Here is a 22,802-nt window from a genome sequence, read left to right as displayed (position 1 = left end):
TTAGTCAATAGTTAAATTGAATATTGACCTTTTAATTTTAGAGTAACTGTAATATCTTTATTTTCATTATTCCTAAAAAACCATCCATGCTTTCCTTCAAAAGGAGCATAAAAAGTTCCTACCATATTATTGGAATAAGCAAGGGTGTAACTTTCAAAATAGACATCATTAACTGCCTTTGCCTGTTTTACTTCACCGTGAAAATCTAAATAAACGGTTCCATCATTAGTTTTCCATTCGTATTTCATTTTCCCACCTTTTAGCATATAGGTCTTATATTCAATCCCTTTTCCTGCAGGAACAATTACTTCAACCGTATCTTCTCTTTCTGCGTATTGCTTTTTTGGAATAGGATTATCTGCCTCGACTGGTCTTTTTACTTCTGGTCCAGAACCTGCTTTTTCCATTTTTATTAGAGGAAATATTTTTTGTGCAGTTGTTTCTTCTTGATTTTTTTGAACATGAAGCTTACTGAACCCGAACAATTTGCCTGTTCCTATTGGGTCTATTCCATATTCGGCAGGTAAAACAGCGCTTACTAAAATTAATATGGAAAGTAGTAAAGCGAAGATAACTGCTTTGATAATTTGTTTTTTATTTACTGTTTGATGATTTATTTCTGACATTTTTTAATTTTTAAGATGTAAAATAACCTGTTAATTGATACCCTATTAAAACAAATCCAGCAGCCATAAGTATCGTATTTGTTATTGTTGAAAATTTCATAAAGCTGGAATGTCTGCGCCATAAAGTGATAAAGATTAACACAAAAGTTAATGCTATAAATTGACCTATTTCGACACCAATATTGAACCCAAGCAGATTACTATACAATCCTTCTTTTTCAAATTTGAAATCCTGCAATTTGCTGGCAAGCCCGAAACCATGAAATAATCCGAAAATCAAAACAGCTGCTTTTGTATTGGGTTGCATTCCGAAAAATCTCTTGAAACCACCTAAATTATCAAAACCTTTGTACACTATTGAAAGCGCAATGATTGCATCAATTAAATACGAATTAATTGATATATTACTCATAACGCCAAATAACAATGTTGCGCTGTGACCAATTGTAAAGAAACTTACATAAAGCAAAACTTCTTTTGGGCGATAAAGGAAAAAGATAACGCCCACTAAAAAAAGCAAATGATCGTAACCCGTAAGCATGTGTTTTGCACCAATGTAAAGAAATGGACCAAAAGCTACGCCATCATTTCCTGTTAAAAAAGTCTTTGTATTTTCATCGACACCATGAGCAAATACATTTCCGATGCATACAAAAAGTAGTATGACAAGGAGTATTATTTTTTTTGAGTTCATAATTTTATTTTCTTTTAAAAACTACTTCTCTCCTGAAATTTTCGGAAGAGAAGCAGCCTGATAAATTATACTAATGAGTGTGTCCATGAGCCGCATCAACTTTGTCTTGCTCCGCTTGATTAATGCTATCCGTACTTACTTGATTAGTAGTATCTGTGATTGTTTGAACTTGTTCTGTGGTTTCGATTGTTTGAACTTCAGTGTTCTCCGTTTCGTTGTTTGCTTTTTTGTTACAAGAAATTAACATTCCGATTGCTATAGCAGCTAGGATTAAAATTTTTTTCATAATTGTAAATTTAAATTGGGTTTATAAAGAATAATAAAATTGAATTAATGTTGATGTCCATGATTAATATCTTGTTCAGAAACTTGGCTGTTTCTAAATTTAGAAGAGATTGTCTTTCCATTGACAAGTAATGTGATGGTACAATACGCATATATGCTTGCTTTAGGAACTTGGACAAATAAAGAATTGTTGGTGTCCAAAGAAACTGGATTAGTTGCTTTTGTTTTATTGAAAAATTCAAAAACTACCAATCCAGTAATTTTTTTATTTGAAACTGTTTTTCCTTTCGCATTGAGTACGTAAAAACTAATATTATTTTCTCTTTTGACCATTTCTATTTTGTAGTCGCCTGAATTCTGAATGATGCCACCATTTGGTCCTTTTGATTGATTTTCGTTTACTTGTGCATTAGAAATTATTGTTCCTGCTACTAGTAAGAATATGCCAATTGCGATTGATTTTATTTTTTGCATTATGGATGTTTTTAGAGTTAAAAAAATGCATTGCATTACAGGAAAGCACTAAAAACGCTATGAGAGTTTGTGATAACTAAAAAGATTTTAGTTATTGGGTAACATAAAATTCTTAAACGTCTCGCTAGTGATGAATGGTAATGGAATTGATACAAGGTGTCGATTGCTATAGGAAAATAGCAAAGCCTATTTTAAAATAAGCAATCAGAAATATTTAAAATATAACTAATTACGATTTAAAATAAAATTAATTAACTCAACTTAGGAGGAAGCCAGATAGAGGCAAAAACGCTGGAAATGTAAAAATCCTGACTGAAAGGTACAGTGCGGTTTAGATTAATAATGTTAGGCTTGCGAAAAGAAAACTCTGTTTGGTTTTCAAAAGCAAGAACCGTATTCACATTTGCATTAATTGTCTTGAAAGGTAAATTTTGATGATTCTCATTTTCTTTGCTCGAGTGTTTCTCAGTATTATTATAATGAAAATCAATAAAATCAGCAAATGAAATATCAAGATCATCATCGTGGTCGTGATGTTCTGTAAAGTGTTCTATTAAGCTGGGTAATTTCAATAATTGCCACATCTCTGTGTTGGCACACAAAAAGATGAATAGGAATGATATGGAAATTATTTTTTTCAAGAATGTAAAAGTAATAAATTTTATTGATTACCAATATTTTGAAAACAAAATATTAAGTAAATCTTAATTTACCAAAACTTCTAAACCAATTTTAATAATGGCGCATCAATTGTGTTGACTTTTAGATTGTAATGTTCTCTGTCAACTAATCAATAGATGTATTTTATTAGGTATTTCATACTAAACTCATTTAAAATCGTTTGAAATAAGATTTTTTTAAAATTGTAATCTGAAGTTGTCATCACTAAGTAATTTGGCTTGTACATTTATAAACATAGGTAAAGTATTATTAGACATGGCGATGGCGATATGGGTAGAATAAAGACGATAAAACTGCTAATTGTTTTATGAAGTTAATCATTCCTACAGTATGGAATATATTATTTATTTGTGAAAATAAAAAATTCCTAGTTACATCCTTAATTGAACCGTAAATTTATAGTAAAAAGTATCGAGAATTTGTATTTGGTTGATGGTTTAACTTAAAAACTAGAACGACAACTGTGAAAAAATCAAATCAATATGATGAGTCCTTCAGTCACACTCTGCGTAAACTCTTCCGAGCTACCAAAATAGAGTTTACGATCATTACCAGAGAAGGAAGTATTGAGGTTATTGCCTCATACGGAGATTCTATAATAATAGCCAATAGCAATCATTTGTTTGTTTTAATCAATTATGAAACTGCTGAAATCGGGTTAACACTTAGTCCAACTACTTTACGCACTACAATAGATTCAATGAATGTAAAACTTATTAACACATCCATAAAGCTAATAATCCTGAAAGGAAAACTGAACATTCCCTACTTGAAGACATTTACATCCAGATCACAAACTAAATTTTGAAGCTTACTTTTTTTGAACGGATTTTTTTACCTATTTTGCTTTTTCCTTAATCAAATCCATACCGCATTTGGGACATTTTCCCGGTTTAATGGCATGAATTTCAGGATGCATTATACAAGTGTGGGTTATAGACTGCGTCTAGAGAATATCTGTTTTTTTGAAAATTTTCCTTTCATTTCTATCTTCTGCATAGCATAGGAGCTTATCGCGAGTATAAATGCTAATGCTATTATTATTCCCATTTCTATAATTATAAAAGTCGCATTAATCATTTTCTTCTTCTGAAATTGTTGGCTCCTATAACGAGTATTAAAATAATAACTACTATAAAAACCCACCAAAAAGTGTGCATTCCCATGAAAGCATAATCTCTCAAATACATTTCTCCGTTACCGTTATTCAACATAATTCTATAGTGTTAGGGTTAAATAAATTATTAATGATGCGCTTTATGATCTTCTTTCTTTTCTGGCTTTTTATCCATTCCTTTCATTTTATTCATGTCTATTTTTTCTTTTTTCATTTTCTCCATCATTTTCATCATTTTCTCACTTCCCATCATCTCCTTACACATTCCAGCCATCATAGCGTCATCGCCTTGTGATGATTCTACCATTTTTGACATCATGCTTTTCATCATTTCTGGATTATCTTTCATTCCTTTCATCATTTCTGACATCATGCTTTTCATCATTTCAGGATTTTCTTTCATCATTGCCATCATTTTAGCATGATTTTCTTTCATCATTTCTGGATTCTTCATCATCATCTCTGACATCATACTTTTCATCATTTCCGGATTTTCCTTCATCATTCCCATCATTTTCGCATTACTATCCTTCATCATTTCCTTTTCCTTCTCCTGCATCATTATACCGCTTTTGCTATTCATAAGTATCCCCATCATCTCTTTTGACATACTTTCATTATTAGCAATCTCATTCATAATTTCCATTTTCTTATCTGATTTTGAGAGAACTTGGTTGGTTGACTGGCAGGAATATAGAAGACCAATTAAAACAACCGTTAATGCAACTTTTTGTACCGTTTTCATGATATTGAATTTATTTGTTAAACATATTAACAGTATAAAGGTCTGCGTTTTAAAGCGAAAAAACCTTGTTAAATATTAGAATTTTCATTCTTTTTTCTCCATTAAATTCATTCTCCATTTGGGACATTTTCCGGGTTTATCCGAAGTAACTTCTGGGTGCATGGGGCAGGTATACGTTTTTTGAGTTTCCATTTTTTTTATATTTTAATGTTGTTTGTATTTGTATTATTTGGACATATCCATATTTTTATCCATTCCAGTCATTTTGTGTGATTGCATTTTTTTATCATTCATCATATCCATCATTTTAGGATTATCCATCATCGATTTACACATTTCAGACATCATCGTAGTATCTGTTTTAGATGCTTCCATCATTTCGGTCATCATTCCTTTCATCATAGCTGGATTATCCTTCATCATTTTTATAATATTTTCGTGATTTGTCATCATCATTTTTCCTTTACTACTGGTCATCATTGCTTGCATCATATCTTTAAACATATCGCTATTGTTAGCAATAGTATCTATAATTGCCTTTTTTGTATCTGAATTTGAAAGAATTTGATTTACATCAGTTTTGGATTGACACGATGTAAACAAACCAATCGATACAATAATTAATGTGATTTTTTGTAATGTTTTCATAGTTTATAATTTTGATTGTTTAAAATCTCTTAAATAATTCCTCTAAACGAAACTTTATTTAAGAGATTTAAATACTCATATTTTACTCATGATACTGCACTTAACTTACTCATATTACTGCACTCAACAGCACATTTGCGACAGGCTTCTGCACAATTTTTGCAATGCTCCATGTGCACATGTTTTTCACATTCTTCGGCGCAAGCTGTACAAATTTCGGCGCATAATTTGCAGATTTTTTCAGCAAACTCGCTTCCGCTTGCCATAGCCTGCATTGCAAATAAACAAATAGCTGCGCAATCATGATCTAGTTTTATGCAACGCGCTAACATTTTTACGTCTTGCTCATTCAAACATTCACTTTCACAATGTGAACACTCAACTGCACATTCTGAACATGCATCGATACAATCTTGAAATTTTTGATGACTCATCTTTTTTAAATTTAAATTGCAAATTAATTTTCGCAGTATAAAGGTAGATTTTTAGCATATAAAAACGTAAAAGAATTCTATAAAATAATTACATAATTCACACATTATAAGAAGCTTATCGTCATTTTATAAAATGTAATTGCAAAAAAAGGACACTTGTCTTTTAGAACAAGCATCCTTTATATAAATTTAAAATTTGAGTTTTTTAATAATTCAAAGTAGCACCAAAACCAATTCCCATATCACTATCATAGTGTGTAGTTATTCCAAAGTTTCTTTTGATAATATAACGTAAGCCTGCCATATATTCTTTGTCGGTATTCCACATTAAACTCATTCGTAGTCTTTTAGAAACTGGGATGTCTTTTCGTTCAAACTGTAAACGCACATTTCCATCAGTAAACACTTCGGCTTGTGCCATTATAAGCAGTGGTAAAGTGTAATTAACCCCTGCACTAAAAACAGCTCTATTGTCTTTGGTATTCGTTTGCCCAAATAGATTTCTTTCTTGCACGTCTATTCCCCCTTTTCTAGATCTCCAATCAAAACCTATAAAAGGCATTATCCATTGCATTTTTCCAATGTATCTTCCAATATGGGTTTCGGTTTCATAACCGTGGTGTTCTTTGTAACCTAAACGCCATTCTGTTCCTATGCTCCAACGTGTACTTTGATACATTGCTTCTCCATCGTTTCCGTTTGTGGCAAAATCATTTTCGGCCATAAAGTGAAATGCTCTATCGTCAGCAAACAATTTGCGTTGCGCCAATTTAGGGTTTGGGATTAATGGATTTGCAGGTGAGTCTTCATAACTAAAAACCCTGCCCATTCCGCTCATCATGTGATATAAAATATGACAATGAAAAAACCAATCGCCACTTTCTGTTGCAGCAAATTCGAGCGTATCAGTTTCCATTGGCATAATGTCAATGATGTTTTTCATTGGAGCGTAATCTTCTTGACCGTTGATTACCCTAAAATCATGTCCGTGCAAGTGCATTGGATGGCGCATCATAGAATTGTTGTGAAGTATCATGCGTACGATTTCTCCTTTTTTAATTAAGATTTTATCACTTTCTGAAACTACTTTGTTATCCAGACTCCAAACATAACGATTCATATTTCCGGTAAGTTCAAACTTTAATTCTTTTACTGGTGCATCTTTCGGAAGATTGGTTTTTGTTGGCGATTTGAGCATGGCATAATTTAATGTAGTAATATCTGAAAGTGCATTGGAATCATATTGATTGTCCATGCCTTGCATTTTATGGTCTCCCATATTCATACCCTCTTTTTTCTCCTTGCCTTTATCCTTATCTTTCATCTCCCATTTATTCATCTCCATTCCATCCATTTTATCTCCCTCCATATTCATATCCGGCATTTTATCGTCGCCTTTTTTCTTTAGCTCACCAGTAATTTCGGGATACATGACTACGTTCATGTCCATTTGGTTAAGCGACATTTGCATTCCCATATCGTCTAGATCTCCGTTCATTTTCATCATGCCGTTCATCATCTTCATTCCTTCAAAATATTTTAACTTGGGTAGAGGAGAGGCTAATTGCTTGATACCATCACCTAAATATAATGAAGCTGATTTCGTGCGATCTTCGGATGTAACTAAAAATTCATACGCCGTTTTATCGGCAGGAATGGTAACGATAACATCGTAGGTCTCGGAAACGGCGATAATTAATCGATCTACTTCGACTGGTTCTACATCGTTACCATCGCTTGCTACAACTGTTATTTTACCGCCAGCATACGTTAGCCAGAAATAAGTGGAGGCACCTCCATTTGATATTCGTAATCGGACTTTATCGCCTGCTTTAAATTGTGAAAGTTGGCTTTCATTTTTTCCGTTTATTAAGAATTTATCGTAGTACACATCGCTCACATCCATCGCGTTCATTCGCTTCCATTCGTTCTTAAGTTTGGTTTTAAAATAGCCGCTTCTTATGGCTTCTGCATAACTTTGGGTTGTTCCTTTTTTAATAGCAAACCAATCCGAAGCATTATGCAACATTCGATGTACATTATTGGGATTCAGATCTGTCCACTCACTCAAAACTATGGGTATGGTGGGAATATCAAGCTCTTCTCTTTTATTCATAGTAAAAGAACCGTACATCCCTATTTGTTCCTGTAATCCAGTATGGCTATGATACCAGTGCGTACCGTGCTGAATAATTGGAAATTTATACAAGTGGGTAGTATGCGGTTTGATTGGCATTTGTGTAAGGTTTGGTACACCATCTTCTTTGTTGGGTAAAAACAAACCGTGCCAATGCAACGATGTTTCTTCGTCCAATTCATTGTGCACATAAATTTCAGCGGTATCGCCTTCCGTAAACGTAAGTGTTGGCATTGGTATTTGTCCGTTTACGGCAATGGCTCTTTTAGGTTTACCCGTGAAATTTACGATGGTGTCTCTCACATACAAATCGTACCGAACTGTTCTTGGCGGTGTATTGTTTACAATTGTTTTTATGGAGCCTAAGTTTGCTTTTGGCATATCCATTTTGCCCATCTCATGATTTTTAGGAGCCTCATTATTATCCGTTTTCATATTGTCCATGTTGTCTTTCTTTTCAGAAGTCTTTTCCATGGGCATTTGCATATCATCATGCTTTTTAACTACCGATTTCTTAACTGCTTTCGGTTTTTCCTTTATCAAAGTCATCCCGCATTTAGGGCATTTTCCTGGCTTGTCAGCGTGAATTTCGGGGTGCATTGGGCAGGTGTATGTTGTGGATGCCACCTTATTATTATCCGTTTTCATATTGTCCATGTCGTCCTTCTTGTTAGAAGCCTTTTTCATGGGCATTTGCATTTCATCCTGCTTTTTAACTACCGATTTCTTAACCGCTTTTCTTTTTTCCTTTATCAATGTCATTCCACATTTAGGGCATTTTCCCGGTTTGTCAGCGTGAATTTCGGGGTGCATTGGGCAGGTGTACGTTGTGGGCTGCACCTTTTGCGTCTTTTCTTTTTTTGACATATCCATACCTTTCATATCCTGTGCTTGGGCAAAGGAATAAATAGACATAATGAATATTAATACTATAATTTTTCTCATTTTTTTTAGTTTAAAATTGATTTACTAATTCTCATGGTTATTTGTCCAATTCTTTGAGCTTTGCTTTCATCTGGTCAATTTCCGCTTGCTGGCTGGTAATAATATTTTTAATTAATTCCTTTATTTCAGGGTCGGTAACCGATGACTCTTTACCCATTAATATTGCTGCAGCATGGTGTGGTATCATTGATTTTAAAAATTCTTTATCTCCAACCGCTGCCTGTTGCCTAATGCCTGCAAAAAATAGAATCAAAGCAATAAAACCAGTGACAATCAGTGAAATATTTAATTTCTTATTTCCGTACATGCTACCCATTACTAGAAGTTCAATTATGAGCATCGGCATGGTCATCAGTCCAGCCATGTAAAATTGGTTTATATTGGGTATTACATTGGCAAAAACATCTACCATTGAATACATTAGTATGTACATAGCTATAAATGATACCACTATCATAATCGCTAATTTCTTGTACATAGTCAAACTTAGTGCTTTTGGATGCTCTTCTGTTGTGTGTTTCATTTCCATAAATTTTTGATTTAAAAATTAATTTATTTTTTCAATAGTAACTCTAACTCTAAAATTTGTTTTTTAAGTGATTCAACACTTTTCATTTTTTTTAGTTCTGCTATTGATAAAGCTTTTTTCCCTGCTTCAATTGCACTTGGATAGTCTTTTAGTTCCGTTGCTATTTTTTGTCTCAAATTAGGATAGTAAAAATTCTGCGGATCTAATTTTTCGGCTTCAATTAGCCAAGCTATTGCTTGTTTGGAATCTCTGTTTGTACTGTAATAATAGTTTGCCGCTTGAAATAATAAATTAGCATCTTGAGTTCTTTCTTTAATGATGTTTTTATCTATTACTGCTAAAATATTTTCATCTGCTTTACTTTTTAATGGAATTTTCACCATCGAATTTTCCCATACTATTTTTAGAAATCCCTCCCCTTTACTGTTAATATCATTTACTTCGATTGTAAATGTTTCATAGAAATTGGGTATGCTTTCTACTGGAACTGTAAAACGAAAAACATCTTTTTTGGCATCATATCCAGTTTCGCCATGTAATGTAGTATCTGTATTTACAATTATTGTCCACTCCTTTTTTGAAGGTATTGTGAATATTGAGTAACTACCCATTTTTAAAGTAGTATTTCCAAACACAATATCTTCATTGGTCGTTATTGAAGTACAATCACTGGCGCCAGTTCGCCAGAGTTTTTCAAAAGGGACTAATTCACCAAATATTTTTCTGCCTCTTGCTAGTGGTCTGCTGTAAGAAACTTTGATCATTGTGCTACCCAATTCTTGTTCAAAGGATGCAGATGGACTTGCAGAAGTTAGTTTTATTTGAGCTTTTTCTTGTGCCGAAATTACTAAAGCTTGTAAAATAAAGAAATGTATTAGAATTACTTTTTTCATGGTTTTTAATTTTAAATTGTTTTTTTTATTATCTTAATTTCTATTCCATTCCGCCACTTTCGGACAAATAACTTATACCATTCGGTTTTTTGCCTACTGCAATTGTATTAATTACTTTTTGAGTTGCCACCTCTATTACTGAAACAGTATTGTCACCACTATTGGTTACATAAACTGTTTTTCCGTCTTTGCTAATCACTACACCATGCGCTTTTTTGCCTACGGTTATCGTTTTAATAACTTTGTTACTTGTTATGTCAATTACAAAAACTTTATTTGAAACAGATCTACCCATTGTTTCCCCTTGATCGGCTACATATAAAAATTTGCTGTCTGGCGTGGCATATAATTGAATTGGACCTTGTGCATCATTTGGTAATTTTATTCTTGTTATTTGAGCATTTTTAATATCATATTTTACTACTTCTTTAGTATCATACAAACTCGCAAAAATAAATTTTTCATCTTGTGTAGTTGCAACTTGCACAGCCACTCCTCCCAGAGGAATATCAGTTATTGTGCCATCAGCAATAGTAATAATCGACATACTTTTTGCATCCATATTCGCAACATAAAGTTTTCCGTTTTGATGTCTAAAACCGTGTGGTAAATATCCTTTTCCTAGTTCAAATTTTTGAGTTATTTTATATGTTTTGGCATCGACTTTAAATATCTGATTTGTTTCATTTGCAGATGCATAAGCATATTCTGATTTATTATCTAAAACGACATGCGCCAGATGCAAATCCTTACCAAGCTCAATACGTTTTTTTATTGAATTAGTGTTTGGATCGATTACTATCAATTGGTTTGTTGCTGTACTATCCATAGGTATTGCCGTCACCCAAACAGATTTTCCATCAGGTGCAACTTGTACGTTATGAGCCATGAACATCATTCCTGAAGAGTCACTAATTGATATTTCTGTATTTTTTGTACTGTCCTGAAGGTTTATAACAGAAATACTACCTCCGTCCTCATTGGCTACGTATACTTTTGCTAATTGCATTGTTTTTTTAGGATTATTGCAGCTGCCAATTATTAAGCCAGCCACTACTAATACTACCATAATCTGAAATTTTTTGAGTACTACAAGATTTTTCATTTTTTTATTATTTAAGTTGATTTTGCTATTTTTTCCATTATTGAATAGTCTGAGCCAAATTTGCAAATTGCGTCACATTGGTTTCGCAATTCAGAAAACAGAATGTATTTGATATTCATTTTTGAATTTTTTATGACTGGTCTATTTAGCTGAAGAATCACATCTTTTTCGCGACTGTCCGGAATGATGATATAGAACACCTCTTCGCCATTGGAAATACTAAAATACAAGTCGGAAAGTCTTAAAATTCCAGAATAAATACTGGTGCTTTTTTCGACTTCAAATGCACCGATGATACTGTTTGTTCCTTTTTTAAACCAAAGTACATCAATGAGTTTAATCGTGTTTTGGGTGTCTTTGTCCGTTGGTAATTCTGGAAACTTACTAATTGACATAAACGAAAAACTTTGACCATTAAACGCTTTACTTTTATCATTACTGGCTGGTGTAACATCATAACCCAATGAAACTCCAATTTTAAGCAAATGGTACTGCATTTCGTTATGAAGATTTTCTGCCAATTTTTCTTCCTGAATTTCTTTTTGTCGTTTTAGTATATTCTTTTCAAACCGAGTACGTTCGTCTTCGCTTAAATATTCATCATTACCAATTAGCATTTTTTGGGTTCCAATTTCAAAACACAATCCCGCAATCGCTCCTAAATCATTTGATAATTCAGATTTATGTTTGCTGTTGGTTTCTATTAATGTCTCTCTAATTTTTAAATATTCTGTCCAACTTCCTAACTTCTTTTTGTCTTTGAATAAAAAATTAAATCCGTTTAGAATTGCCGTATTGAAAGGCGGACACCAGGTTGGGTGTAAAAAATATAAGATACTTGCCACTGCGGGGCCTAAACCTTTTATTTTTAATTCATCCAATTTTACAATTTCTTTTACAACTTGTTCCTCGGTTTTTGCGTTTATACAGTTTTCGAGAAATTGCCCAAAAGCGATTTTATTATTTTGATTTTCGTAAATATCTGGAATTCTTAATTTTGGTTTCCAATAAAAAGGATGTGCAACTCCAACAAATATTTGTTTTTGTTCTGCAATACAACTCAACACAAATTCTAAACTACTCCCTTTAAAATCATTTGGAAAAGTCTTGTTTTTGATATCGTCAATGACTTGTAAAATTCCTCTACGAATGGTTCGAAACGCTTTTAATCTTTGGTCGTTATCGACAAACCAAGTATTGTAGACACTTTCTGTATCAGTTTTGTATTGTTGAATGATTTGAGTAAGGTTATTCATTTTAATTCATTATATAAATTTCTATTCTTATTTTCTAAAGTTTCAAACTTCTTAATCTTAACGCATTTACAATTACCGATACAGAACTAAAACTCATTGCCAAAGCCGCTATCATAGGAGAAAGTAAAATCCCGGAAAATGGATATAAAACTCCGGCTGCAATTGGCACACCTAAAACATTGTAGAAAAAGGCAAAAAACAAATTTTGTTTAATGTTACTCATTACTGCGTGGCTCAAATTTTTGGCTTTCACAATACCTTGTAAATCGCCTTTTACTAAAGTTATTTTAGCACTTTCTATCGCCACGTCAGTTCCGGTTCCCATGGCAATTCCGATGTCTGACTGTGCTAATGCAGGGGCATCGTTGATGCCGTCTCCTGCCATGGCGACAATTTTTCCTAGGGATTGGAGGCGTTTTATTTCATTTAGTTTGTCTTCGGGGAGGGCTCCTGCGATGAATGAACTAAGGCCGAGTTCGGCGGCAACGGCTTTTGCGGTGTTTTCATTGTCGCCCGTTATCATTATTACTTCAACACCCTGACGCATCAGTTCTTTTATTGCTTCTTTGCTTGTCTCTTTTATCTTGTCTGCAATGGTAACAAAACCAATTACAATTCTATCTACAGCAATATAGGAGACGGTTTTTCCTAGTTTTTGTTCGGCTACAATTTTATTTTCCAATTCATCAGAAACTGTGGCGTTCACTTGCTCCATTAGTTTTTTATTTCCGAGTGCCACTTTCTTACTGGTTACCGTACCAATAACCCCTTTTCCGGCAATAGCTTCAAAATCCTTTACGTCGATTAATGAAATGTTTTTAGCTTTCGCAAAATTGACTACGGCTTGCGCCAAAGGATGTTCGCTGTACTGATTTAAGGAAGCGATGTTTTGCAATAGTCCATTTTCGTCATTTTGTAAGGAGAACACTTTTTCAACAGAGGGTTTTCCTTCGGTAATGGTACCTGTTTTATCGGTTATCAGAACATTTACCTTGTTCATGTTTTCCAATGCTTCCGCATTTTTTATGAGCACTCCAGATTGTGCCCCTTTACCTACGCCAACCATTACCGACATTGGTGTGGCTAATCCCAAAGCACAAGGACAGGCAATTATTAATACTGCAATGGCATTGATAAAACCATAGACTAGGGCAGGTTCCGGTCCAAATTTTGCCCAAACAAAAAAGGTTAAGACAGAAACTACAACTACAATCGGTACAAAATATTTTGCAATGCTATCCGCGAGTTTTTGAATCGGTGCTTTGGATCGGCTCGCATCATTTACCATCTTAACAATTTGCGAAAGCAAGGTTTCCGAACCAACTTTCTCGGCAATCATAACAAAGGATTTATTTCCGTTTATTGTTCCCGCTATAACTGAATCATCAATCTTTTTATCAACAGGAATAGGCTCTCCTGAGATCATAGATTCATCTATAGTACTTTCTCCATCAGTAATTTTTCCATCTACTGGAATTTTATCTCCCGGTTTTACTCGTAATAAATCTCCTTTTTTGATGTCGTGAATCGAGATTACTTTGTCCCCTCCTTCGATAACCAAAGTCGCTTCGGTGGGCGCTAATTTCAATAATTCTTTTATGGCACCGCTAGTTTGACTGTGTGCTCTTGCTTCTAATAATTGGCCTAACAAAACCAAGGTTAATATGACCGTTGTTGCTTCAAAATAAAGTAACACTGTGCCGCTTACGGTTTTAAATTCATTTGGAAAAATATCAGGAAAAAACATGCCAACCAAACTAAACAAGAAAGCTACTCCAGTACCAATTCCTATCAGCGTAAACATGTTGAGATTCCAGGTAACAATTGACTTCCAGGCGCGAACAAAGAACATCCAACACGCATAAAAAACCACGGGAAGCGTCAAAATCAATTGTACCCAATTCCAGTATGAAATGCCCATTATCTTTTCTAACGGATTATTTGACATCATTTCTATAGTAGCTATTGCGAAAACAGGAATTGTAAAGGCTGTTGCTACTTTCATTTTCTTAAGCAAATCATTGTAAACCTTTTTGTCTTCACTATCTGTAGGTTCCATTGGTACTAAATCCATTCCGCAAATAGGGCAGGAGCCAGGTTCTTCTTTGATTACCTCCGGGTGCATCGGACAGGTGTATAATTTTTTGACCGCACTTAATTCATGAACTTTTTCTAAATTCATTCCGCATACTGGACAACTCCCGGGCTTATCGTAAACCTTGTCTCCTTCACAATGCATCGGACAATAGTATTTGCCTTGATCATTACTTAGTGAAGGTATTGTATCCATGTTATCACTAGTTTTAGTACTGCAACACGATTTTGTTATTGGCTCATTGACATTTTTGTGAGTTGTATCGTTAGCGCTACTCATTTCTATAGTGTACTTTCCAACGGTTGTTAATGCCTCTTGAAATTGATTCAGTGGAATGTGTTTTTCCATTGTTATTGTTGCAATTGGAGGATCCAAAGTAACCGTTGCTTGAATTCCATCGATGGCATTCAATGTTTTTTCCACTTTAGAACGACAGCTATCGCAAGTCATTCCGGTAATTTTATAGGTATGTATCATATGTTTTTTAAAATAAAATTTACTCTTTCATTTGGTGTTAATAATGGAACAAAAATGACTGGAAAACTTAATGTATTGTAAACCTCAATAATTAATCTATGAATGGTTTTTTGTGCTTCTTCGTCTTCTGTTCTTGCATAGTCTTTTGTAAATGGTAATCGGTCTAAAATAAAAATCTTTTTATAAGATACCTTCTTAATGGCACTAAGTAATTTTTCGTCAAAATCAAGATTTAAAAATTGATAGTAAGCCATTGCATCAGGAATAGCCCTGTCAAGAAAAACAGTTTCAATCGGTGATAATTCTGCTTCTTGTTCAATTTGCATATCTAACACCGCTAATTGAAATTTTCTTTTGTTTTCTCTTATTTCTTCTAGACTTTTACCTTCTTTCCTCATACTATCAATATAATGCCTAGCGTGCTCAATACTTGTTTTATAGCCCCTTTTAGATAATATATCAATTACTGTTGTTTTACCTGTACTGGGTCCACCTGTAATAACATACCAATTGGTATCTACTTTTTGATTATCCATTTTCATAACTTTTAAAATTGAAAGTAGAATATGCTTTATTCGTACTCGTTTCAATTCGCTATTTATTTGTTATCGTTCCAAGTTTTGTCAATGATTTTTGCAAAGCACGCAGATAACATTTTTTTATTATAGAACACCTCCCGTCCCAGTAATAGTATGAGTGTGTGTCATAATTTTTTATTTTTACATTTTCATTCCTTCCATCGGGTCACTTCCTTTTCTGAATTTATATTCACTATTTATGGCATATGCTCCGGTAATAACCACTTTTTTAGAGCTATCTATTTCAGATTTGATTTCAATCATCCCATTTATTTCTATTCCAGTTTCTACCATAAGATTTTCGAATACTCCTGTTCTTTTTTCAATCCATATATAAGAAGCATTTTCTTCCCTGATAACAGCATCAGTAGGTATGAATACTCCTTTTATATTGGATTGTGTCAATCTTGCAATTGCCTGCATTCCGGGTTTCAACAGCAAGTTTTGATTGGGCACCTCCATTCGAATTAAAAGCAGTCTGGTATCTGGATTTATTTCAGGATTGATAAATGAAATTTTTGCAATTATAGTTTTATCAGGATAATCAGTAAATGAAACTTTGGCGTTTTGTCCAAGGTGCATGCTTTTTGCATAATTTATATTCACCTGTGTTTCGAGCCAAAGACTTTTTAAATCTGCCAATTTAATTATACCAACACCCTCCATTGCATAACTGCCCTCTGTTGCTATTATCTCCGAGATAGTTCCACTGCTATTACTATAGAAAATAGTGTACGGAGAAATTTCTTTACTCGATTTTATAGTTTCAATTTGGGCATTGGATAAACCAAAGAATAATAGTTTTTGTTTGGCAGCAATGAGCATCGTACGTGCATTTTTTCCAAAATCACCTGGCATGGTAAGTTGTTTGTATGCTGTGAAGTAATCTTGTTTGGCTATGGCAATATCTTCACTATACAATTGATATACTGGTTCGTTTTTAGCAACATAATCACCAACCGTTTTGAAGTATAACTTTTCAATTCGCCCCATTGCTCTAGCAGAAATGGTGTTAATTTTTTCTTGATTAATTGTTAAAACCCCTGTATAATTTTGCTCTAAACTGCTTTGAGTTGTTGCAACAGTTTGCGTGGTGATGTTCCCCAATTGTAGCTGTTGTTTACTCAAGCTTATCTCATTTGCAGCTGTGTCATCACTTTTTATTGGAGTTAACTCCATATGACAAATGGGACATTTTCCGGGCTTATCTTCCTTTACTTGAGGATCCATAGAACAAGTGTAAAAAATAGTTTCTTTGTTTTTATGTTTGCTATGGTCTTCTTTGTTTTTAGTATTGCAAGCTATAAATACTGCAAATAGTATTGATAGAATGCCTATTATTTTTATCGTTTTCATAATTACTCGGTTTTAATAAAGCTTTCGCTATCAATTAAATATTGTGCATTTTTAGCAAGGGTATCTTCAACGGCAATTCCACTGATAATTTGAATAAAATCATCTATTTCAATTCCTGCTTTTATTGCAGTTGCTTTAAAGCCATTATTCTTTTTTATAAAAACTATTTTCTTGTTGCCAATACTCACTAATGCTTGTTTTTGCAACCAAACCCCTTGTATTGAATTTGTTTTCACAATTCCTTGTAATCGCAGACCTATGGGGAATTTTATTTTATTGTTGTTTAGGTATACCCTAATTCTATTGGATTTATCTGCTGGATTAAATTGAGTTTCAATAAAATTTATTTGTGCATCAATGAATTCATTTTTGTCTAATTCTGTAGCAATTTTGATAGTTTGATTGGTTTTGATTAGACTATTGTACCCTTGACTAACATTAAAGATACCCCATACTTTATCTGTATTTACTAATTTAAAAACTACTTCTCCCTTTTTTATATAGTTACCTTCTTTTATATTTAATATTTCGGTATTGTTACTTGCACTTTGCATCGTCGAATTGCTTGTATTATCCATTTTTTCTGTTCCTTGAATAATTCCAGAAGCTGGACTGTAAATTGAAACTTGAGGATTTACTTTTTTGGAAGAAGACAATGAATTTATCTGATTTTTAGTCATTCCATAAAGCAATAATTTTTGCTTTGAGGCTTTAATAATTGATGTATTATCGGAATCATTGGAAACTAAATAAATAAAATTTTGCTGTTCTGTCAATAACTCAGGGCTGTATAAATCAAATAATTTCTGTCCTTTAGCTACTTTTTGGTACTTATAATTTACATACATTTTTTCTATTCTTCCACTTATTCGAGCAGCAATATTTACTGATGAATTTGGATCGTAAGCCACGATACCGGGCAAATTTATCTCACTGCTTAATGTAGTGTCTTTGGCTGTTGTAGTTTGATAATTCCCGACGATAAAATTATCAGTAGGTTTCAAAAGATTGTCAATAGAATTATCTTCCTCAGCTTGGCTTTCTGTTATTTTTTTTACTAAAGTCATTCCGCAAATAGGACAATTACCAGGTTTGTCGCGAATAATTTCGGGATGCATAGAACAGGTATAAACTTCTGTTTGATGTGAATTCTCCGAGTGAATCTCTGACTTTATTGAAAAGAAATAGACAGCAAATCCTATACTAGAAATTACGATTAAAATTAAACTATATTTTAAATATTTATTCATAATTATTTGATTTCCAGTTGTTTTTCAATTTCTACTTGTGTGCTTAAAATATTTTGTAATTTATCCAGAACATCAATTTGTGCCATATTTAATGCTTCCCAAGCATCCAATACTACAAACAGATCTCCCGTATTATTCTGCCAAGCCAATATTGCAGTATCATAGTTTCGTTTTAAGGCAGGAATGATATTTTTTTCAGCAATATCATATTGTTTTTTTAGGTTTATCAATTCTGTATTCATACCCGAAATCATTCCTGCTGCTTCATTCAAAATCATTTGCTTTTGCCAGTTGAGACCTTCATTCTTGATTTTAAAACTGTTGATATTGGCTGTATTCATTTTTGTTGACCAAGGCATGGGAATAGTAATCATTCCCATTAAAGAGAATTGTTTTGGCTGTTCTCCAAAGGCAAACATATGGTCATATTTGATACCAAATTCTGGCAATAATTTTGCTTTTTCGGTTTCAATTTTTAATTGATTTAATACCATTGTTTTTTCAATAGCTTTAACATCACTTCGGTTTTGGGAAAGTGAGGTTGTATCTGCTTTTATGGCATCAAAATCATTTAATTTATAGGTTTCATCTATTTCAAACAAAGTGTTTTTATCTCTAGCCATCAAGGTATTTAGCATAATTCGCTTCTGGGAAATATCGTTTTGTAACATTACAATCATACTTTGTAATGCACCGTATTGCGATTTTGCTTTGTAATAGGTTGGCAATTTATCCATATTATACTGATAGCGTATTTCCATACTTTTTATCATATAGTCTAAGAGCAATAAATTATCATCAGCAATTTTTATTTTTTTATTTAATACCAGCCATTGGTAATAATTCGTTTTTGCCAGTGCCTTTAATTGATTAATCGTATAACCTTTATTTTCTTTTTCAACAGATGACATTGCATTCATGTAATTGAAATCAGACCTAAGTTTTCTAGCATTCGGTATCATTTGTGTAACACCAACCATGTAAGATCCCATTCCTGGGCCCATTTCATCGGCTTTCCATAATTTACTATTGTAAGGCGTCATAAAAAAACCCGTTTCCACTTGTGGAGGCATCCAACTTCTGGCTCCTTTTGCCGCAGCATCCATACTTTGAATATCGGCATCATACATTTTTAGTTGTGGATTATTTGTTTTGATATTCGTCAAAACAGCATCCAACGAAAGTGTTTGCGCCACCATATTAGCAGTACTTAAAATCAAACAGCTTATTGCGATATAATAGTTATTCTTTAACATCTATAAGTTCTATTTTGCCTTTTGTTTTTAATTCTCGAAGTTTCACCATCTCAAAAACTATAGGGGTTACTAATAATACATAAATTGTTGAGGTAATTGTACCCCCAATGAGTGGAACCGTAATTGGCAGCATCACATCTGCACCCGTTCCTGTTGCCCAAAGAATAGGGATTAATCCAAACAAGGAAACGGAAACGGTCATCAATTTTGGTCTCAACCTTTTGGCAGAACCGTCAATAATGTATTGTTTCAAAATTGCTTCTGTAATTGTCGCTGCACTGTTCCCGTGTTTTTCTACCATTTTATTCATTGCTTCATTCAAATAAATAGTCATTAACATAGCGGTTTCGATTGCCATTCCAAACAATGCTATAAAACCAACTGCAACGGCTACTGATAAATTTATTCCATAAAAATAGACCATAAAAATCCCTCCAATTAAAGCAAACGGTACGGTTATCATTGTAATCAGTGCTTCTTTCATAGAATGATAGGTGAAGTACAGAATAAGGAAAATAATGATAACAACTATAGGTAAAATCATGCTTAATGTTTTATTGGCTCTGATTTGGTTTTCCCACTGTCCGCTCCACTCCACATAATAGCCTTTTGGCATTTTAGTAATCATTGCATTCAATTTTTTTTGCGCTTCTTTTACCGTACTTCCTAAATCACGCTCTCGTACATTAAACAGTACACTGCCTCGAAGCATTGCATTTTCGCTATTTATCATTGGAGGACCATCGCTTATTTTTACATCGGCAACGGCTTCTAATGGAATAGGACCAAACTCCATTGTTTGCACTTGGAGTTTTTTTAACGCCTCAATACTATTTCTGTATTCTTGAGCATATCTTGCATTTACAGAAAATCGTTGTCTTCCTTCTATAGTTGTGGTAAGTTTCATTCCACCAATAGACGCTTCCACCACATTGTTTATATCATCTATTGTAAGTCCGTATCTTCCAATGACCTCTCTTTTTGCCTCGATATCGATGTACTTTCCGCCAGTAATCGGTTCCGCATATAAATCTTTTACGCCAGAAGTACCTTCAAGGGCTTTTTTTATTTTTTGAGATAAAACATTGATAGTGTCTAAGCTTGCTCCGTAAATCTTTATTCCTACATCGGTTCTAATACCAGTAGAAAGCATATTAATCCTATTAATGATGGGCTGTGTAAAACCATTCGTAACTCCTGGAATTTGAAGTTTATTATTTATTTCATTAACAATATCGGCTTTCGTTTTGTCTTCTCTCCATTCGTGTTGGGGTTTTAGTAAAACAATAGTTTCAATCATGCTTATTGGACTATTATCGGTAGCAGTGTTAGCGCGTCCGGCTTTTCCTAAAACATGAGCCACTTCGGGTATCGATTTTATCAATTTGTCTTGCACTTGCAAAATTCTTTTCACCTCAGAATTGGATACGTCTGGTAATGTTACAGGCATAAAAAGCACGGAACCTTCATCTAAAGGAGGCATAAATTCTGTACCTAAACGGGTAAACATTAAAACACCAATCAGGAGCGCAATTATATTAATACCTAATACTGTTTTCCTCCATTTTAAACAAAAAATTAAAATAGGAGTATATATGCTTTCTAGTTTTTTATTGATTGGATTTTTGTTTTCTGGACGAAGTTTGCCTTTAAGCAGAAAACTAATTAGAACTGGAGTAAGGGTAATGGCTAAAAAAGCATCTACTATAAGTATAAACGATTTTGTCCATGCCAATGGGCTGAATAATTTACCTTCCATACCTGTGAGAAGAAATACAGGTAAAAAGGAAGCTATCACAATGAGTGTTGAATAAAAGACACCTGGGCCAACTAATTTTGAAGACTTTTCTATAAGTTGTAACTTTTCTTCAGAAGATAAGGGGTCATGTTCTTTTTTGAATATATTTTTTATTTTATCTTTCATTTTATTTCCGAATTATTTTGATTACTCTCCATTTCTTCCTGTTTCTCCGAAATTGTCCTATACGCATTTTCCACCATTACAATTCCGTCATCGACAACAACACCTATAGCTAATGCAATACCCGTTAATGACATGATATTAGATGATATACCAAATGCTTCAAGCAAAATAAAGCCAATAGCCACAGATATAGGCAATTGTATTAAGATAATTAAAGCACTTCGCCAATGAAAAAGAAAAAGTAGTATAACAATTGAAACAACAATCATTTCTTCTATTAAAGTTCCTTTAACAGATGCGATTGCTTTTTCTATCAATTCACTTCTGTCATAAGACGTTTTAAAAGAAACGCCTTCAGGCAATCCTTTTTCAACTTCTTTCATTTTTTCTTTTACTGCTTTTATAACTTTATCTGCATTTTCACCATAACGCATGACTACAATTCCTCCTACAACTTCACCTGTTCCATTTTCGTCAAAAATTCCCAAGCGTAAATCTCCACCCATTTGTATCGAACCAATGTCTTTTACCTTTACTGGAACGGAATTATAATTTTTAATAGCAATGTCTTCTACATCTTTTATGTTTTTTATGTACCCTAAACCTCTTACTATGTAAGACATATTACTCATCTCAAATTTTCGACCACCAACATCATTGTTATTTGCTTTAACAGCATTCATCACTTCCATCATACTCACATTGTAGTACTGCATTTTTAAGGGATCTAACACTAATTGGTACTGTTTTTCAAAACCACCAAATGATGCTACTTCAGCCACGCCGGGAACAGTTTGTAATGCAAATTTCACGTACCAATCTTGTAAAGCTCTTTGTTCTCCCAAGTCCATACCGTTAGCCTTTAAATGATACCAAAAAATATGGCCAACTCCAGTTCCATCTGGTCCTAATGTGGGCACTACATTTTGAGGTAATAATCGTTGGGCATAATTCAACCGTTCCAACACTCGAGTTCTTGCCCAATACACATCTACATTATCTTCAAAGATGATATATACGAAACTCATCCCAAACATAGATGCACCGCGAATATTTTTAACTTTTGGTATTCCTTGCAGGTTTGAAACCAAAGGATAGGTTACTTGTGCTTCTATAACCTGTGGACTTCTTCCCATCCATTCTGTAAATACAATAACTTGATTCTCGGACAAATCCGGAATGGCATCTATGGGGTTTTGTTGTACGCTATAAATACCCCAAGCTAATAAGCAAGCTGAGACGAGAAGAACAACAAATCTATTTTTTAGTGAAAATGATATTAATTTTTCTACCATAA

23 protein-coding genes are annotated in these 22,802 nt (G+C 33.6%); all 23 read right to left on the bottom strand.

What is annotated here, in order from left to right; all coding sequences use genetic code 11:
• Positions 1 to 11: 11 nt before the first annotated feature.
• The 23 genes from ACNQF6_RS11955 to ACNQF6_RS11845 all read right to left on the bottom strand — a co-directional run bounded on the left by ACNQF6_RS11955 (position 12) and on the right by ACNQF6_RS11845 (position 22,800).
• A complete protein-coding gene (locus tag ACNQF6_RS11955; protein WP_417966132.1) occupies positions 12 to 626 on the bottom strand; it encodes a hypothetical protein in 615 nt (204 codons plus the stop codon).
• 10 nt (positions 627 to 636) lie between these two features.
• A complete protein-coding gene (locus ACNQF6_RS11950; RefSeq protein ID WP_417966131.1) occupies positions 637 to 1,320 on the bottom strand; it encodes a HupE/UreJ family protein in 684 nt (227 codons plus the stop codon).
• 70 nt (positions 1,321 to 1,390) lie between these two features.
• Complete coding sequence (locus tag ACNQF6_RS11945) at positions 1,391 to 1,606, bottom strand: hypothetical protein (protein WP_417966130.1); 216 nt, start codon at positions 1,604 to 1,606, stop codon at positions 1,391 to 1,393.
• 44 nt (positions 1,607 to 1,650) lie between these two features.
• Complete coding sequence (locus ACNQF6_RS11940; protein ID WP_417966129.1) at positions 1,651 to 2,079, bottom strand: hypothetical protein; 429 nt, start codon at positions 2,077 to 2,079, stop codon at positions 1,651 to 1,653.
• A 251-nt stretch (positions 2,080 to 2,330) separates the two neighbouring features.
• Positions 2,331 to 2,720 carry a hypothetical protein gene (locus ACNQF6_RS11935; protein WP_417966128.1) on the bottom strand — a complete coding sequence of 130 codons (390 nt, stop codon included), beginning with the start codon at positions 2,718 to 2,720 and terminating at the stop codon, positions 2,331 to 2,333.
• Positions 2,721 to 3,598: 878 nt separating this feature from the next.
• Positions 3,599 to 3,679: a heavy metal-binding domain-containing protein gene (locus tag ACNQF6_RS11930; protein WP_417966212.1), complete on the bottom strand. Its 81-nt coding sequence runs from the start codon at positions 3,677 to 3,679 to the stop codon at positions 3,599 to 3,601.
• 157 nt (positions 3,680 to 3,836) lie between these two features.
• Positions 3,837 to 3,974, bottom strand: coding sequence for a hypothetical protein (locus ACNQF6_RS11925; protein WP_417966126.1), 138 nt, complete (start codon positions 3,972 to 3,974; stop codon positions 3,837 to 3,839).
• 30 nt (positions 3,975 to 4,004) lie between these two features.
• Complete coding sequence (locus ACNQF6_RS11920; protein WP_417966125.1) at positions 4,005 to 4,622, bottom strand: membrane or secreted protein; 618 nt, start codon at positions 4,620 to 4,622, stop codon at positions 4,005 to 4,007.
• Positions 4,623 to 4,706: 84 nt separating this feature from the next.
• Positions 4,707 to 4,814, bottom strand: a complete 108-nt coding sequence (locus tag ACNQF6_RS11915; protein WP_417966123.1) for a heavy metal-binding domain-containing protein — start codon at positions 4,812 to 4,814, stop codon at positions 4,707 to 4,709.
• A gap of 33 nt (positions 4,815 to 4,847) precedes the next feature.
• Positions 4,848 to 5,270: a membrane or secreted protein gene (locus ACNQF6_RS11910; protein ID WP_417966122.1), complete on the bottom strand. Its 423-nt coding sequence runs from the start codon at positions 5,268 to 5,270 to the stop codon at positions 4,848 to 4,850.
• Positions 5,271 to 5,356: 86 nt separating this feature from the next.
• Complete coding sequence (locus ACNQF6_RS11905) at positions 5,357 to 5,704, bottom strand: four-helix bundle copper-binding protein (RefSeq protein WP_470303393.1); 348 nt, start codon at positions 5,702 to 5,704, stop codon at positions 5,357 to 5,359.
• A 205-nt stretch (positions 5,705 to 5,909) separates the two neighbouring features.
• Entirely contained in the window at positions 5,910 to 8,786 is a 2,877-nt protein-coding gene (locus tag ACNQF6_RS11900) for a multicopper oxidase domain-containing protein (protein ID WP_417966120.1), read from the bottom strand.
• A gap of 37 nt (positions 8,787 to 8,823) precedes the next feature.
• Entirely contained in the window at positions 8,824 to 9,309 is a 486-nt protein-coding gene (locus ACNQF6_RS11895) for a DUF305 domain-containing protein (RefSeq protein WP_417966119.1), read from the bottom strand.
• 29 nt (positions 9,310 to 9,338) lie between these two features.
• On the bottom strand, positions 9,339 to 10,208 hold the full coding sequence (locus tag ACNQF6_RS11890; protein ID WP_417966118.1) for a DUF2911 domain-containing protein: 870 nt from the start codon (positions 10,206 to 10,208) through the stop codon (positions 9,339 to 9,341).
• Positions 10,209 to 10,248: 40 nt separating this feature from the next.
• On the bottom strand, positions 10,249 to 11,313 hold the full coding sequence (locus ACNQF6_RS11885) for a YncE family protein (RefSeq protein ID WP_417966117.1): 1,065 nt from the start codon (positions 11,311 to 11,313) through the stop codon (positions 10,249 to 10,251).
• A gap of 11 nt (positions 11,314 to 11,324) precedes the next feature.
• Complete coding sequence (locus ACNQF6_RS11880) at positions 11,325 to 12,569, bottom strand: hypothetical protein (protein ID WP_417966116.1); 1,245 nt, start codon at positions 12,567 to 12,569, stop codon at positions 11,325 to 11,327.
• 34 nt (positions 12,570 to 12,603) lie between these two features.
• On the bottom strand, positions 12,604 to 15,141 hold the full coding sequence (locus ACNQF6_RS11875) for a heavy metal translocating P-type ATPase (RefSeq protein ID WP_417966115.1): 2,538 nt from the start codon (positions 15,139 to 15,141) through the stop codon (positions 12,604 to 12,606).
• The gene (locus ACNQF6_RS11870) at positions 15,138 to 15,677 is read right to left on the bottom strand and encodes an AAA family ATPase (RefSeq protein ID WP_417966114.1); all 540 of its coding nucleotides are present in this window, start codon (positions 15,675 to 15,677) and stop codon (positions 15,138 to 15,140) included. Before ACNQF6_RS11870 ends, ACNQF6_RS11875 begins: the two co-directional genes overlap by 4 nt.
• A 183-nt stretch (positions 15,678 to 15,860) precedes the next feature.
• The gene (locus ACNQF6_RS11865; RefSeq protein ID WP_417966113.1) at positions 15,861 to 17,075 is read right to left on the bottom strand and encodes a heavy metal-binding domain-containing protein; all 1,215 of its coding nucleotides are present in this window, start codon (positions 17,073 to 17,075) and stop codon (positions 15,861 to 15,863) included.
• A 2-nt stretch (positions 17,076 to 17,077) separates the two neighbouring features.
• The gene (locus ACNQF6_RS11860; protein ID WP_417966112.1) at positions 17,078 to 18,325 is read right to left on the bottom strand and encodes a heavy metal-binding domain-containing protein; all 1,248 of its coding nucleotides are present in this window, start codon (positions 18,323 to 18,325) and stop codon (positions 17,078 to 17,080) included.
• Between the two features lie 2 nt (positions 18,326 to 18,327).
• Positions 18,328 to 19,581 carry a TolC family protein gene (locus ACNQF6_RS11855; protein ID WP_417966111.1) on the bottom strand — a complete coding sequence of 418 codons (1,254 nt, stop codon included), beginning with the start codon at positions 19,579 to 19,581 and terminating at the stop codon, positions 18,328 to 18,330.
• Complete coding sequence (locus ACNQF6_RS11850) at positions 19,568 to 21,505, bottom strand: efflux RND transporter permease subunit (RefSeq protein WP_417966110.1); 1,938 nt, start codon at positions 21,503 to 21,505, stop codon at positions 19,568 to 19,570. The genes ACNQF6_RS11855 and ACNQF6_RS11850 overlap by 14 nt, the downstream gene beginning before the upstream one ends.
• On the bottom strand, positions 21,502 to 22,800 hold the full coding sequence (locus ACNQF6_RS11845; protein WP_417966108.1) for an efflux RND transporter permease subunit: 1,299 nt from the start codon (positions 22,798 to 22,800) through the stop codon (positions 21,502 to 21,504). Before ACNQF6_RS11845 ends, ACNQF6_RS11850 begins: the two co-directional genes overlap by 4 nt.
• Positions 22,801 to 22,802: the final 2 nt, after the last annotated feature.

The organism is Flavobacterium pasteuri, from assembly GCF_048286615.1.
Taxonomy (GTDB): Bacteria; Bacteroidota; Bacteroidia; order Flavobacteriales; family Flavobacteriaceae; genus Flavobacterium.
Note: the sequence above shows the minus strand (reverse complement) of the source record. Positions and strands in the feature narration are given on the sequence as shown.